Source organism: Marinoscillum furvescens DSM 4134, from assembly GCF_003386095.1.
Classification (GTDB): Bacteria; Bacteroidota; Bacteroidia; order Cytophagales; family Cyclobacteriaceae; genus Marinoscillum; species Marinoscillum furvescens.
In genome coordinates, this window is the sequence record NZ_QREG01000002.1 from 25,889 (window position 1) to 41,221 (window position 15,333).

Consider the following 15,333-nt stretch of genomic DNA (forward strand, 5'->3'; position numbering starts at 1 on the left):
TCATATGTTCTTAAAACTTAGCACTAATACCCAGAGCATAAGATCTCATGAAAGGATATACTGACGTACCACTGGTACCCATTTCCGGATCGTAACCGTCATCCAGGCTGGTAGCCTCCCACAGGTCATTTCCTGCGAAGTACACTCTTACGTTTTCAAACTTGATTTTGCTAGTGACACTCTTAGGGATGGTGTATCCCACGATCAACGTCTTCAAGCGGATGTAAGCGTTGTTTTGAAGTCTGTAATCGTTATTGGCCCAGTTGTAGCTAGATCTGCGAGCATCGGTAGTAGCTCTTGGATAGTCAGCGTCAGGGTTTTCTTCAGTCCAGGTTTTACCCAAAAACTGAGGTGTGATGTTGGCCCAGTGCGCTCTGAAAGGATACGCCAGGTGACCTACTCGCTGAATGTTTTGCTTCAGCACGCCATTGAAGTTGGCAGTGAAGTCAAAGCCTTTCCACTTCAAGCCAGTATTGATACCGAAGTAGTAATGAGGCGCAGCATCTCCCATGTATTTAAGGTCTCCACCTTCATCTGATGTAGCACGGATTTCTCCGTTTTTGTCAAGGTCTACTTTGATTACATCACCAGGGCGCAGTTTAGAGTTGCCTGTAGGCACTTCTCCTCCAGCATATTCTTCATAAAATGCATCTACAGCTGCCTGATCTGGGAAGAAACCGTCGGTTTCATACATCCAGTAAGAGTTTAGCGGGTAGCCAACACGCATGTTACCGCTGCCAGGCGAGTTAAGACCTGGCACCCATTTCTCAGCACCTTCGAGCGCTAGTAGCTCATTGCGAGCATCACCCATATTTACAGAAACATTGTATTCTACATCACCAACTCGGTCTTTCCAGCCCAATACAGCTTCCCATCCTTTGGTTCTGAGATGTCCGATGTTTTCGTTTGGAGCCTGACCACCAAGCAGTGCCCAGTAGTTTTTAGACGCCAGCATGTTCGGGTTGTCTTTGATGAAGTAATCAAATGAACCTGTAAGTCTGTGGTTCAACATCGAGAACTCTGTACCGAAGTTGGACATGCTGATACGTTCCCAGGTAAACTGGTTGGTAGTGATGGCGCCTACTCTTGCGGTAGGGTGGAAACTCGGGCTGTAGCCGAAGACTGTTTGTCCGAAACCGATGGTAGAGATGTACTCGTGGTTTCCGATACCTGCAGTACTACCCATCTGAGCGTAGCTGGCTTTCAGTTTTAGGAAGTTGAGCACCGGGTTGCCTCTCAGGAAGCTTTCCTCGGTAAGTACCCATCCTCCAGAAGCGGAGTAGTAGCTCTGCCACTTGTAACCATCTGCAAATCTTGAAGATGCATCTGATCTACCTAAAAGCTCTACCAGGTATTTGCCCTGATAGTCATAGTTAAATCTACTCATGTACGAATAGAAGCCCCAGTTTCTGTTGTTGTTACCAGAGTTTCCAGAGCCTACAGTTACCTCACCATTGGCCAGGAATACATTGTATACGCCCAGGTTTTCAATGTTTTGGCGCTTCACCTGCAGCTGTCTTGAGCGTGAAAGCTCAGCAGTGATACCGCCCATGATCTTAAAGTTGTGACCGGCACCTATCGTCTTGGAGTAGGTTAGGTAACTGTTGTACAACTCATAAAGGCCGTGATTACTTCTTTCTTCGATACTCGGATTCGGGTTTGCGCTTTGCACATAGTCACCGTCCCAGGTGTAAAGCGGCACTTCCAATATGTACTTTTGGTACTGGTTGTCCGTGCTTCTGATAGAAGCGAGGAATCTGAAATCCAATCCTTCAAGAATGTTGGCAGTAACACCAAGGTTTAATTTGGTGATGTTGTTGTTTGATGATTCTCTTCCACCATCTGCAAGCTCTCCTGTTGCATTTCGGTTACCAATACCAAAGTTGGCATAGTACTGTCCGTATGGGTTGTATGCAGGGAAGATCGGAGGATCGTTTCCTATAGCTTTCCAGCTAAACCCAGTAGATGGGCCTTCTTTTTGGATGTTTTGATGTGAAATACCTACATCTACTTTCATCCAATCATTTACCTGCTGATCGAGGTTTAAACGGAAGGTATATTGTTTCATACCATCATAGGCCACCTTGAGCGCACCCATGTCATCAGAGAAATTCCCAGAAAGACGGTATTTAGTTTTTTCGGTAGAACCCGAAATAGAGATCGTGTGCTGCTGTGAAAAAGCATCACCATACAGTTCATCAAATCTGTTGGCCGGGCCGAGGTATACATCCCCGTCATATCCCCATCCTGCTACAGCAGTAGAATAAATTTGTCCAAGCCCCTGAGACATATCGATCAATGTCTGCTCAGAACCCCACTGCTTATATACAAAGATTTCATTCCCTTCTTCGTCGGTTCTTCCTTCTGCTCTTACAGCATCCAGATAGGTAGCTCCGTATTCAGCCATAGTAGGAGCCGGAGGACGGATACCGATTTTCTTCTTTCGGAAGCTTCCGCTATACTCAACAGACATTTTACCAGAACCTTGCTTGGTAGTAATTACAATTACTCCATTTGCAGCTCTGGATCCGTAGATAGCTGCCGCACCATCTTTCAGTACCGATACGGACGCTATATCATCCGGGTTCATGTTGTAAAACTCCGTTTTGCTGGAGATCACACCATCGATTACATAGGTCACAGACCCACCGTTGATAGAGGTCACACCACGAATGGTTACATCCCCTGAGCTCTCACCACTTCCAGAAAATCCAGGACGTCCTGTATTTCTAGTTACCAAAAGTCCAGGAGTTTGACCTTGTAGTGATTGTACCGGGCTGTTTACGGCCTGGCTTTGGAATGCCTCGTCTTTCACTACCTCTACAGCACCAGAGAGGGTTTGCTTAGACTGCTCACCATATCCTACCACTACTACTTCTTCGAGGCTGGCTACGTCTGCTTCTAGCGAAACCTCAATAACAGCTCGGGAACCTACAGTAACCTCTTGAGCTGTATATCCCACAAATGATACTACCAGCACAGGATCTTCACCCTGGGTGGTCAAGCGAAAGGCACCGTCAATGTCCGTGGTTGTTCCATTGGTAGTACCTTTTTCCATAATGGTGGCACCCGGAAGGCCCTCACCAGTTTCATCAAGCACTTTACCGCTAACAGTTTGCTGAGCGAGTGCCAGACTAGATAGCCCTAAGGCCATCAGAAAAATGAATAGTTTCATTTTCATCATACATCGTTTTTTTAAGTTGTCCAACAGGCGATTAGGTTGAGAATATTTCACTAAACACCTTTTACTTTAAGTTTTGCTCCTCTTTAGAAGCTCTGTAGAACTAATAGGTGAAAATCGCTCTGAGACGATAATTACCTGTCTACAATGGTAAGTAAGCGGGCAAGCGGAGGCTATGACTTATGATCCATTTGGGTAAACTCATGGCTCAAAGTGGCCTTCTAGCTAACTCTGAGCCATGTTTTAAACTCGATGAGTTTTATTTTCCCTTGTTGGACTCCATAAACTCGTTAGGAGTCATTTCGAACAGTTCTCTAAAGGTTTTGGAGAAGTAAGCTGTGGAATTAAATCCAGATTTGAAGGCCACTTCTTTGATGGTACAATTATGCTGTTTGAGCAGCTCCGCGGCATATTTGAGGCGAACCGACCGAATAAAATGACTTGGATTTTGTCCAGTGAGCGATTGGATCTTGCGGTAGAAATGCGAACGACTCACCCCTACTGCATCCAGCATTTGCTTGAGGTTGAAGTCCGAATCGCTGATATTATCCAATACTACCTGGGTAGCCTTGTCCAAAAACTGCTCATCTAAAGTGTTTGTAGTCACTTCACTACTCGGCAGGATATTGGTTTGCTTCATGAACTTCTCTCGCATCTTGCGCTTGGCTTGCAAGAGGTTTTTGATTCGCACTTTGAGTACGGTGATGTTAAAAGGCTTGGGAAGGTAAGCATCAGCTCCTATGCTATAGCCCTCGGCACGATCTTCTTCCAGGCTGCGGGCAGTCAGCAGTATGATCGGAATGTGACTGGTTTCAGGGTCACCTTTTAGCTCACTGCACATTTCGAACCCGTCCATCTCAGGCATCATCACATCACTAATGATGATATCTGGAAAAAACTTTCTTGCTTTTTCCAGACCTTCTTTCCCATTGCTTGCCCCTTTGATGCGGTAAAGACTGCCTAGTTCATTCTTCAGGTGCACGCGCAGTTCGTTGTTGTCTTCCACGATGAGCACTGTCTGCACGGCTCCTCCTCCATCTACTTCTTCGTCCACATCGTCCTGCGCAGATATTGCCAGGTCATATTCGAGTGAAAGCAGGCTGTTTTGATCAAAATCATTGATTTCCTTGCGAACGCCCTGATTCGACTTAAGGGCTATATCCAGCGCGGCATTTTCTGTAGGGATACTCACCGTGAAGGTGCTCCCCTCCCCATACTCACTTTCCGCAGTGATCTCACCTCCATGCTGCTCTACCAGACTTTTGGTATAGTGTAACCCTATGCCCGTGCCAGTCATGGTGTTGTCTACGTGGAAAAATCGATTAAATACCGCCTCTAACTGATCTTTTTTCAATCCTATACCAGAATCACGAACAATGATCTCTAGTACATCAACGCTGGTTCCTCTTTTGGTGCCAATATTTATTTCCAGTGAAATCTTGCCCCCATCACCGGTAAACTTAATGGCGTTTGAAAGCAAGTTTCCTAGTATTTTTTCCAGCTTATCTGGATCAAACCACATGAAATATGATTCCCGGTTGGTAATCAAATCAAACTTGATGGATCGGGAGTTGGCCAGTTCTGTAAAGAATCTATGGATGTCTTCAGTAAACTTTATGATATCTCCTTTTACAGGATCTAATGGCGCCTGTCCCATGTCAAGTTTTCTGAAATCGAGCAGCTGATTTACCAAATTCAGTAGTTTGCGCGCACTTCGCTGTATGACTAACGCCGAACTTTTGACCACTTCAGGGTTGTCATAGCTACTTAGCAGTTTGTCTACCGGATTGAGAATAAGTGTAAGCGGTGTACGAAACTCATGACTCACATTCATAAAGAAGCGCAATTTCATCTGGTCTAGTTCGTGCGCACGCTCTTCGTTGATCCGATAGGCGTAAAACCGGAAACCCTGCCAAACCACCACCACAAAGAATGTAAGGTATATCATGTAAGCCCACCAGGATTTCCACGGTGGTGGCAACACCTCCAGATTGATGGTAGTGATACCCGCAGCATCCCAGTCTCCATCCAATGCTGCCATTACCTCAAAGGTGTAGTCCCCTGCCGTAAGGTTTGAATAGCCAGCACTGCGTCCGTTTTGAATGTGTACCCATTCATCGCTAATTCCCACCATACGGTGTGCATAAGACACACGATTTGGGTTGGAATAATTAAGCGCCACAAAATCAAACTGAATGAACCCTTCATCATAGTAAAGTTTAATTTTTTCGGTTTCTTCCAGACTGGTTGAAAGTACAACACGGTCAGAGAGTGTGTCCCCCACATGGATTTCCTGATTATGAATCTTGAGCGCCGTGAGTCGGGGACTGACCGTCTTATTTTTATCGGCTATTTGACGGGGATCAAAAATATTGAGCCCATTGATCCCTCCTGCGAGTATATGCCCGGAGGGTGTCAGGTCTACAGACTTGCTTTGGAATTCGGACCCCTGAATTCCATCCTGAACATTAAAATTTTTGATTTTTCCGGAAGGAACATCCAACCTCGAAAGTCCTCCTTTAGAGGTCATCCAAATGGTGTTTTCGTCATAGGCCACCACTCCCACTACCAGGTTATTGATGAGTCCATCGCTGGTAGTATAAGACCTAACCAACTCCAGCTCGTTGGTAATGTGATACAATCCCTGATCTGTACCGAGCCAAAAAGTACCGTCTGCTGCCTGAGTGATATGTGTCACGCGAAAGCCTTCCAGGCCAGATTTGGAAACATCCACCATGGGCAGTTTCATCCCCGATGTTAATTCGTCTATGGCGTTGATATCTACAACCTGCAAACCATTTCGAGCTCCAATCAGCAGTCGGTTGCTGCGGTCTACCATCATGCCAACGATCATGTTGTTTTGGATACCACTTTCTTCTGATGCAGGAAACCTATAAAAACGATCTTCTTTAGGTACATAGACATTGATACCGGCGGTATTGGTACCTAGCCAGGTTCTTCCTTGTGCATCGGCAGCCGCGCATGAAGCGGTATTCTGACCAATGGTAGTTGGGTCATTGGGATCATGAAGAAAGACTCTGCTGGTGCCCGTGGCAGGGTCAAAAAGGCTAAGCCCACCATCCCAGGTACAAACCCATATTTTATTTCCATCTCCCTGCGCCAGGTAGACAACCTTGTTTGAATTGATGGCTCCGTTTTCTTCAGTGAAATACTCAATTTTTTTGGCCCCGTCTCGCCATAAGTTGAGTCCTCCACCATCTGTTCCTATCCAGATATTTTCATGCTCATCCACCAGCACGGACTGGGCAATTTCCGAGCTTAGGCTCATGGGGTTGCCTGACTCGTAGCGTATGTGACGAAAGGTAGATTTCTCCAAGGACAGCTTACATATCCCCCGGTTGTAGGTAGAAATCCAGTAGATGCCATCCCGGTCTTCAGTAACCCTAGATGGCTGGTTATTGGGTAAGGAAAAAGGATCCTGAGGATTGTGCGTAATGTGCTGCAGGAGCGACATATTTTCATCCAACAGGTAAAGACCAAAACCTCCCGTAGACACCCAGGTTATTCCATTTTTATCACAATGAAGGTCATTGATCGGTATCTTTTGGGAAGTGATTTTTACAAGTCTGATCTCATCGGCCTCCCTGTCCCAGTACGAGAGCGCCTCCAGGTTATTGCCTATCAGAAAATTCCCTTTGCTGTCCAGCATCAATAGCTGGGGCAAATGATTGAGGATAAGCTCCTCTGGTAGTTGGTGTTTTACAACCGAAAAGCTGTTTGAAGATTGGTCATAGCGAAAGATGTTGGGTCCATAGCCTGCCGCCCACAAATCACCACTTTTATCCCATTCTAGCTGAGCTATCTGCTCACCTTTCAGGTAGGTGTACTTTTGCATCTCATAGGAGATATTCACTTCATCTTTGAGATACAGCAGATACAGCCCCTGATCAGTAGCTACCCAAAGCTTGTTTTCCAGGGAGTCATACTCCAGGTCGTTGATAGCTACCTCCAGGCCTCCTTTGACTTGCTTTAGTCTGATTCTGGCAAACTTATCCGTAAGTGGGTTGTACATATTGAGACCATTGCCAGTGCCTACCCAGATATGACCTTCCCGATCTTCTTCAATGGACAATATGCGGTTAGAGCTGATGGACTCCCGATCGCCAGGCATGGGTCGATAAATTTTGAAGTCGTACCCATCGTATTTATTCAGGCCATTGATGGTACCAAACCACAAGTACCCTTCAGAGTCTTCGAAGATTTCCAGACAGGTACTGCTAGAGAGTCCCTCCAGCGTAGAAAAGTTTTCGAACTTCAGGTTTTCATACTGCGCAAACGCAGTAATCCATCCAAACACAGATAAAATAACGCAAAATACAGGCTTCATCATCAATTCACTCACATTTGTAAAACGTCAACACAACCCTTCGCCGGAGCCAGTAAATGATTAAAATAGGATAGGTGGATGACCAAATATAACATGCCAGAATGAATTTTCTCAGTTATAATTTTCTCAATTTACCCACCCGTTATACCTGCATTTTTTACATATTCCCAATCAATCACTTTATTCACTCCAATATCACTAATAAAATAACGAATGGCGGCAAGTAGAATCATTAGCTATTTAAACCCTGAGTCTATTTGCAGCATTAAGACTGTGCATTTATCAGATTGCAGCCCGGAAGGTCCCCTACCTTTTCACAGCAGAGTTGCTCCATCACTTGCTGCAGTTGGGTTTTTAGCAACCCGATAGCATGATCACCTCCTTTGCTACCCAAGGCAGCCACGCTATACATAAACGTCCGCCCCAAAAAGGTAAACGCGGCACCTGCAGCCATACTTCTAGCGATATCCGGACCACTACGTACGCCGCTATCCATCATTACTTTGATCTGATCGCCGTATTTCTCAGCTATACGCGCTAGTGGTGCTACTGTAGACTCTCCAGCGTCAAGTTGCCTTCCGCCGTGATTGGAAACTATAATACCGTCCAAACCTAAACGTATAGCGCGCTCGGTGTCTGCTTCGCTCGCCACACCTTTCAGTACTATCTTACCTTTCCACATATCTCGGATAGGCTTGATCTTCTCTTCGTTGAGCCTACCGGAAAAGGTTTGGTTCATGAAGAGTCCCAACTGCCTCAGGTCCAGCCCCTTCGGCATGTATGGTTTCAAGTTTTCAAAGTTTGGCTGTCCGTTGATGAGGGTACGCAACGCCCACTCTGGCTTACCCATGATTTGCAAAATGTTTTGCAAGGTCATTTTTGGCGGCATGGCCAGGCCATTGCGGATGTCTCGTGGCCTAAAGCCAAATGTGGGTACATCACAAAGCAATACCAACACCGGACAGTCAGCAGCTTCCGCCCGTTTGAGGATATCATCGCGTAGGCGGTTTTCTGCCGGGTGATACAACTGGAACCACGCCCTACCCTCGGTGAGCTCACTCGCCTTTTCGATACTCATGGTGGTCACCGTACTGAGTATAAAAGGGACGTTGTGCTCCAGTGACGCCTTGGCCAAAATCTCTGGTGCTTTAGGCCACATAAGGCCCTGCAACCCAACAGGAGCTATACCAAAAGGCGCATCGTACACATGACCAAACAACTCAGTAGCCATGTCTGAATGCGTGTGCTTACTCAGGTATTGAGGTACCAGCCGTACTTCACGCAATTCTTCAGTGTTTCGATGCAGGTTGACATCTTCGTTGCATCCGCCATCCAAATACTCAAATGCAAAGCGAGGAATTTTTCGTTTGGCTCCTTTGATGAGGTCATCGATGCCTGGGTAGTTGGTATTATAGTTCCATTTACTCATAGTTCAAATATTTTATTCATCAGCACCCATTTTTCATTTGGCCTGGCAAAGGGCAAACGCTCCTGGTAGTTATCCATAAGCTCTTCCCACTTTTGCACGGTTTCGTTGGCAGCGTCGGCAGCAGCTTTTTGCTCAAATGAAAACGATTCGTTTGTTTCCATGATCATAAACAGTCTGGTGGCTACATGATAAATCTCCATCGAGGTGATGCCCGAATTCCGAATAGAGTCCACTATTTCCGGCCACACCTGCTCGTGATGCTCAATGTACTTTGCGATTAGCTCAGGGTCGTTCTTTAGGTCGAGTGCAAAACAATATCTTTTCATAGTGAAGGTACTGATGGAAATCTAAGTGAGGTTTTTAGGCCATCGCCCTGTCAAGGTGAACATAGCCCCCGTCTACATATAGCCACTGTCCGGTAGTATGACCACTGCGATCAGAAAGTAAAAAGACGGTCATGGCTGCAATCTCCTCAGATGTAGTCATGCGCTTTCCAAGCGGGATACGACTAGTGATCACTTCCAGGCTTCGTTCTTTATCTTCAAAAGAATCAATCCAACGTTGATATTGGGGGGTCATCACTTCGGCTGGTACAATGGCATTTACACGTACGCCATGCTCGGCGAGCTCTACAGCCCACTCGCGAGTAAGTGCCAACTGGGCACCTTTGCTGGCAGCGTAGCCAGATGTACCTCCCTGACCAGTAAGTGCCGTTTTAGAGCTTACGTTTACAATGGCCCCTTTGGATTCGATCAGGTATTTGATGGCATAATGTACCAGGTCGTAGTAGTGCGTAAGGTTGGTAGTCACCGAGTTTTTAAAGGCATCAGGGTTGCCCTCAATAAGTCCCACACCATCGTTTACTCCGGCGTTGTTGACCACACCGTCTATTCTGCCAAATGCCTCTACCGTCTGATCAACAATGGATTTACAAATATCCGATTGTCCCAACACTGCATTGACCACCAGGCTTTTACCACCTTTAGCGGCAATGGTTTCTGAGAGTTCATCAGCCTCCTTTTGGGACCTTCCTACTATGACAGGTATGCCCCCTTCCTGAGCCAGTTCTTCCGTGATGGCTCTACCAATTCCTTTGGCACCACCGGTCACGATGAATACCTTATCTTTTAATTTCAGCTCCATTACACTATTATAAATTGTAAAATTTCTTTGCGTTTAGTCCGAGGATTTGTGCGCTCTCGGTATCACTCAGCTCCTGACAAAAGCGTTTGATGTGCTCCACGACCTGATGGTAACTGGCTGCCAGTGTGCATACCGGCCAATCCGAGCCAAACATTACTCGCTCTGGTGAGAAGCAGTCCAAAACCACCTCCATGTAGGGCTTTAATTGCTCATAAGTCCAGTTTGTCCAGTTGGCCTCTGTCACCATTCCTGAAAGCTTCACCATCACATTTTCATGTGTTGCCATTGCTTTCATTTTAGCCTTCCAATGATGGAGGTCCTCCCCCTGGTGATGCGCTATGGCTGGTTTGGCCAAATGATCAACAACTACTGGCAGGTCCGGCAGCTGACGGACTAAGCGTAAAGCTTCGTCCAGCTGGTTTTCGTAAATCAATAAATCGTAAGTATATCCGCTGGTGCTCAGGGTTTTTAATCCCTGAATAAATGATGGCTGCAACATAAAGCCCTCATTTTCTGCCTGAAGAATATGTCGGAAACCTTTTAAGTAAGAAGAGGTGGTGAAGATGTCCAGCGTTCCTGCCAGATCTCTGGACATCAAATCCACCCAACCGACCACACCACTTACAAAGGCGTGTTTTTCTGCTAAGTCTAGCAAAAACTTAGTTTCTGTTAACGACTGATCCGCCTGTACGGCCACACAGCCTTCCACTCCATTTTCCACCATCAGCGGATGCAGGTCTTCAGGCATAAAATCCCGCTTTAAGACCTGCATGGAGTCATCTATCCAGCTATCGCGAACAGGGTCAAACTTCCAAAAATGCTGATGAGCGTCAATCATGAGAATTATCCTTTGTAGGCCACTACTTCTTGTCTGGCTTCACCCAGACCTTCGATGCCTAGCTCTATTACATCACCCTCTTTGAGATACTTTGGTGGCTTAAATCCAAAGCCTACACCTTCTGGTGTACCTGTAGAGATAATATCTCCAGGCATCAGACTCATAAATTCGGACAAGTGCGCAATGACTTCCTGCACATTGAAAATGAAATCATTGGTATTTCCATCCTGCACCTTTTCGCCGTTTAGCTTCAGCCACAGGTTTAGGTTGTTGGGATCAGCTACTTCATCTTTGGTAACCAGGTATGGCCCTAGTGGCGCAAACGTATCTGCACTTTTGCCTTTCACCCACTGTCCTCCGCGCTCCAGCTGAAAAGCACGCTCACTCACGTCATTATGCACCACATAACCTGCCACATAATCGAGCGCTTCTTCTTTGCTCACATAGTTGGCCCGCTTGCCAATCACTACACCAAGCTCCACTTCCCAGTCAGTTTTTTCACTGTTTTTAGGAATTATTACCTGATCATTAGGCCCTACTATAGAAGAAGTAGCCTTGAAAAATACTACCGGCTCCTTGGGCACTTCCATACCACTTTCTGCTGCGTGCTTTCTGTAATTTAACCCAATACAAATGATTTTACCTGGGCGTTTCACAGGTGCTCCCAGACGTGCATCAGCAGGGATTTCCGGCAGGTCATTGCTGGCAATTTCTTCAAGCTTTTTCAGGCCATCATTGGCAAAAAAGTCCTCATCATAATCAGCCACCAGATGACTTACATCATATTTTTTTCCATCAAGTTCTATCCCCGGTTTTTCTTCACCGAAAGCTCCAAATCGAATTAATTTCATATCTATTAGTTCTTGTGTTAGTTATTTAATGTTACAAACCCGCCATCGATAGGAAAGTCGCTACCTGTGATAAATGACGCTTCATCGGCACAAAGATACAGCACGAGAGCACCCACTTCCTCCGGCTTGCCCATTCTACCGATCGGCTGAGATTTTGACAGCTTGTCAAAAATCTCTTCTTCCTGTCCGGCATAGTTTTTAGCAATAAATCCGTCTACAAACGGTGTATGCACACGTGCTGGTGACACGGTATTGCAGCGAATGTTCTTATCCAGAAAATCGCGAGCTATGGACAATGACAAGGCATGAATAGCGCCTTTGCTCATGGAATAAGCCAAACGATCTGCTATGCCTACATGTGCGGCTATGGAAGATACATTGATGATACTACCACCTCCGGTAGTTTCCATGCGCTTTACTGCTTCCTGGGCACAGTGAAATGCGCCTTTTACATTTACCTGATATACCTTATCCAGATCTTCACCAGTCGTTTGGAGAAGGTTGCCGATATGCGCTATACCCGCATTGTTAATCAGGATGTCCAGTGAGCTATCTCCCAATAGCTGAGTAAATGTTTCGGCTACATGATCAGCATTGGTAATGTCACATACACCATAGCTGGATTTACCTCCATCTTTGGCTATTGCTTCGCTCAGCTCTTTGGCATTCTCTTCGTTTACATCCAAAATGATAGCATGTGCACCATGCTGTGCTAGCTTGGTAGCTATCGCCTTTCCTATACCACTTGCCCCTCCCGTGATGATGGCTGTTTTGCCTGATAAATCAAATGTTTGCATAGCTCTTCTATGGAATATTTTTAAAGTGAAACCCCTCTTTTCCAGGGGATAAAATCGTTTTGTTCTAATTGCATGGCTTTGGAAAGCTCTCCGCTAGCCACACTGATAATTTTTTCTAACATGACCTCAGCAGCATCCTCTATGGATTGCGTACCCTCGATCACACCTCCGGTGTTTACGTCTATGATGTCATGCATACGCTCTGCCAGTTTGGTATTACTAGCTACCTTGATCACGGGAGTCACAGGGTTTCCTGTAGGTGTGCCCAGCCCTGTAGTGAATAAAATAACATTTGCGCCAGATCCTGCCAACCCTGTAGTAGACTCCACATCATTGCCCGGAGTACACAGTAAGTTTAAACCAGGTTTGGTCACTGGCTCGGTATAGTCCAGTATATCTGAAATAGGAGCCGCGCCACCTTTTTTGGCTGCACCAGCAGATTTGATGGCATCTGTGATGAGTCCATCCTTGATATTGCCAGGTGAAGGATTCATATCAAACCCACTTCCTACAGCTTGTGCATTTTGCTCATATGCGCGCTGTATCCTCACAAACTTCTCTGCTAGTTCCTGCGTTTCGCATCGGTTGATGATGTTTTGCTCTACACCATTCAGCTCTGGGAATTCACTGAGAATGGTCGACGCTTTGAGGGTAACAAGTACATCCGAGACATAACCCAGGACGGGATTGGCTGAAATGCCCGAAAACCCGTCAGATCCACCACACTCAAGCCCTACTACTAGCTTATCCAATGTTGCAGGTTTTCGTTCTATTTCATTGGCTTCCTTAAGGGCGTCAAGTGTCTGTGTAATGGCTGCAGAGATCAGCGCATCTTCTGAGGCCATCTGCTGCTGCTCAAAATAAAGCACAGGCTTCTCGCTATTAGGATATAGCTCTTTTTGGATAGATTGAAACCAATCGGCCTGCGCATGCTGGCATCCCAAACTCAAAACTGTAGCACCAGCAACATTGGGATGGTGCACATAGCCCGCCAATAATCGCAGCAATGTTTCGGCATCTTGTCGCGTACCGCCACATCCTCCGTGGTGATACAAAAATTTGATACCGTCGATATTTTCAAATACTCTGTCCGTAGCGTAGGTAGTCTGGGATTGAGTACCCGAAAGCACCTCACTTACAAGACTTTCGTATTGATTGGGCTTGTAGTATCCAAGCTGCTTGACCAACGCCTCCTCTATTACCTTTAGGTTTCTGTTTTCACAAAACACCAAAGGCACGAACAACCAATAATTTGCAGTACCTACTTTTCCATCTCCTCGGTGGTACCCGTTAAAAGTCCTTTCTTTCCACTTACTCACTGCTGGAGGTGTCCAGCTATAAGGCTGTCGGTTTTCCAGAGCTAGAGGCTCCGCATAATGTTTGGTATTTTCGATGGTGAGTAAGGATCCTGCCGGGAGATTTTTGAGCACTACACCTACGGGCACCCCATACATGATTACTTGCTCCCCTTTTTTCAGATCCGCGAGCAATACTTTATGCTTTTGTGCTATCGGCTCACGTACCTCCAGAGATCGCCCCTGATAGGTTACAGTGCCAGGAGACAGCTCTTTTAGAGCTACCCACACATTGTCCCTGGCATCTATATGTAATACTTGATTTTGTTCCATATTTCACTTTTTCTCTCCTAAGAGCACTACATATTTAGCCAGACTATGGTGTGAATCTCAACTTAATCTACTTATAATTGCTGTGCACACAAGTGCACACACTGTGATATGGCCAAGTACATCACCATAAAAGAAATAGCAAAGCAACTAGGGATGTCGCATTCCACAGTGTCGCGCGCCCTTAGTGACCACCCACGTATCAGTGCCAAAACCAAAGAAAAAGTAAGAAAACTGGCTGGCGAACTTGGCTACCAGGCCAATATCAATGCTCACTCTTTTAGAAGTAGCAGCAGCCGTCTTATTGGCATTATCGTACCTGACTTGAGCATTCATTTCTTTGCTCGTGTAGTACAGGGCATGCAAGAAGTCCTGGCTGATAAAGATTATGCACTTGTACTTTTTGATACCAAAGAACAATTAGAATCCGAAACCATGGCTGTGGAGCGGTGTCTCCGGTATCGTGTGGACGGTATTCTGGCAGCTATAACGATGACTACCGACAAGTTTGATCACTTTTCGCACCTCATCAAACAAGAAGTTCCGCTCGTATTTTATGACCGGGTGGCCAATTTTTTACCCATCCCAAAAGTGGTAACCAATGACTATCAGGCCGCCTACAATGCTGTGCAGCATCTCATCCAGCGAGGCAGAAAACAAATTGCCCACATAACAGCCAGCATTAATCTAAACAATAGCAACAACAGGCTATACGGCTATATGGATGCCCTGAAAGATGCTGGTATGAATGTAAATGAAGCGTTAATTCTATACTACAAGTTTGAGCCAGCCGCAATAGAGACTTTTATAACGAAAGCCCTGAAAGATTACCCTGACCTGGACGCAATTTTTGTATTTAATGACTATGCGGCCAACTACTCAGTGAACGTACTCCAGAAACACGGCAAAAGAGTACCTGAAGACGTGGCAGTAATGGGCTTTTCGGATGAGCCAGTAGCTACCCACATGACTCCACAGCTCAGTACGGTAAAACATGCTGGAGAAAAAATGGGACAGCTAGCCGCCCAAAAGCTGCTAGCTGTCATTGAGAAAAAAGAACCTCTGGAAAATGAAAAAATCATCATAGACCCGGAGCTCATCATAAGAGAAAGCACCTAAGT

At 45.9% G+C, this 15,333-nt stretch carries 10 protein-coding genes; 1 reads left to right on the plus strand and 9 read right to left on the minus strand.

Annotation, left to right across the window (positions count from 1 at the left end):
- Positions 1–10: 10 nt before the first annotated feature.
- From C7460_RS02705 to C7460_RS02745, 9 genes are all read right to left on the minus strand, one after another.
- Entirely contained in the window at positions 11–3,175 is a 3,165-nt protein-coding gene (locus C7460_RS02705) for a SusC/RagA family TonB-linked outer membrane protein (RefSeq protein WP_170147858.1), read from the minus strand.
- 265 nt (positions 3,176–3,440) lie between these two features.
- The gene (locus tag C7460_RS02710; RefSeq protein ID WP_245986157.1) at positions 3,441–7,532 is read right to left on the minus strand and encodes a hybrid sensor histidine kinase/response regulator transcription factor; all 4,092 of its coding nucleotides are present in this window, start codon (positions 7,530–7,532) and stop codon (positions 3,441–3,443) included.
- 262 nt (positions 7,533–7,794) lie between these two features.
- Positions 7,795–8,958, minus strand: coding sequence for an alpha-hydroxy acid oxidase (locus tag C7460_RS02715; RefSeq protein ID WP_115866545.1), 1,164 nt, complete (start codon positions 8,956–8,958; stop codon positions 7,795–7,797).
- Positions 8,955–9,284, minus strand: a complete 330-nt coding sequence (locus C7460_RS02720; protein ID WP_115866546.1) for an L-rhamnose mutarotase — start codon at positions 9,282–9,284, stop codon at positions 8,955–8,957. Before C7460_RS02720 ends, C7460_RS02715 begins: the two co-directional genes overlap by 4 nt.
- A 34-nt stretch (positions 9,285–9,318) precedes the next feature.
- On the minus strand, positions 9,319–10,101 hold the full coding sequence (locus C7460_RS02725; RefSeq protein ID WP_115866547.1) for an L-fucose dehydrogenase: 783 nt from the start codon (positions 10,099–10,101) through the stop codon (positions 9,319–9,321).
- A gap of 7 nt (positions 10,102–10,108) precedes the next feature.
- The gene (locus C7460_RS02730) at positions 10,109–10,939 is read right to left on the minus strand and encodes an amidohydrolase family protein (RefSeq protein ID WP_115866548.1); all 831 of its coding nucleotides are present in this window, start codon (positions 10,937–10,939) and stop codon (positions 10,109–10,111) included.
- A 5-nt stretch (positions 10,940–10,944) separates the two neighbouring features.
- Positions 10,945–11,790 carry a fumarylacetoacetate hydrolase family protein gene (locus tag C7460_RS02735; protein WP_115866549.1) on the minus strand — a complete coding sequence of 282 codons (846 nt, stop codon included), beginning with the start codon at positions 11,788–11,790 and terminating at the stop codon, positions 10,945–10,947.
- Positions 11,791–11,807: 17 nt separating this feature from the next.
- Positions 11,808–12,587: an SDR family NAD(P)-dependent oxidoreductase gene (locus tag C7460_RS02740; RefSeq protein ID WP_115866550.1), complete on the minus strand. Its 780-nt coding sequence runs from the start codon at positions 12,585–12,587 to the stop codon at positions 11,808–11,810.
- Between the two features lie 20 nt (positions 12,588–12,607).
- A complete protein-coding gene (locus C7460_RS02745) occupies positions 12,608–14,215 on the minus strand; it encodes a UxaA family hydrolase (RefSeq protein WP_115866551.1) in 1,608 nt (535 codons plus the stop codon).
- 108 nt (positions 14,216–14,323) lie between these two features.
- On the opposite strand from C7460_RS02745, the gene C7460_RS02750 reads away from it, so the two are divergent.
- Positions 14,324–15,331 (plus strand): LacI family DNA-binding transcriptional regulator, encoded by a 1,008-nt coding sequence (locus tag C7460_RS02750; protein WP_115866552.1) that lies wholly within the window; start codon positions 14,324–14,326, stop codon positions 15,329–15,331.
- Positions 15,332–15,333 lie beyond the last annotated feature (2 nt).

Coding starts and splice junctions, on each gene's coding strand:
- C7460_RS02715 (WP_115866545.1), bottom strand. CDS start 8,958: ATGAGTAAATGGAACTATAATACCAACTACCCAGGCATCGATGACCTC.
- C7460_RS02750 (WP_115866552.1), top strand. CDS start 14,324: ATGGCCAAGTACATCACCATAAAAGAAATAGCAAAGCAACTAGGGATG.
- C7460_RS02710 (WP_245986157.1), bottom strand. CDS start 7,532: ATGATGAAGCCTGTATTTTGCGTTATTTTATCTGTGTTTGGATGGATT.
- C7460_RS02745 (WP_115866551.1), bottom strand. CDS start 14,215: ATGGAACAAAATCAAGTATTACATATAGATGCCAGGGACAATGTGTGG.
- C7460_RS02735 (WP_115866549.1), bottom strand. CDS start 11,790: ATGAAATTAATTCGATTTGGAGCTTTCGGTGAAGAAAAACCGGGGATA.
- C7460_RS02740 (WP_115866550.1), bottom strand. CDS start 12,587: ATGCAAACATTTGATTTATCAGGCAAAACAGCCATCATCACGGGAGGG.
- C7460_RS02720 (WP_115866546.1), bottom strand. CDS start 9,284: ATGAAAAGATATTGTTTTGCACTCGACCTAAAGAACGACCCTGAGCTA.
- C7460_RS02730 (WP_115866548.1), bottom strand. CDS start 10,939: ATGATTGACGCTCATCAGCATTTTTGGAAGTTTGACCCTGTTCGCGAT.
- C7460_RS02725 (WP_115866547.1), bottom strand. CDS start 10,101: ATGGAGCTGAAATTAAAAGATAAGGTATTCATCGTGACCGGTGGTGCC.
- C7460_RS02705 (WP_170147858.1), bottom strand. CDS start 3,175: ATGAAACTATTCATTTTTCTGATGGCCTTAGGGCTATCTAGTCTGGCA.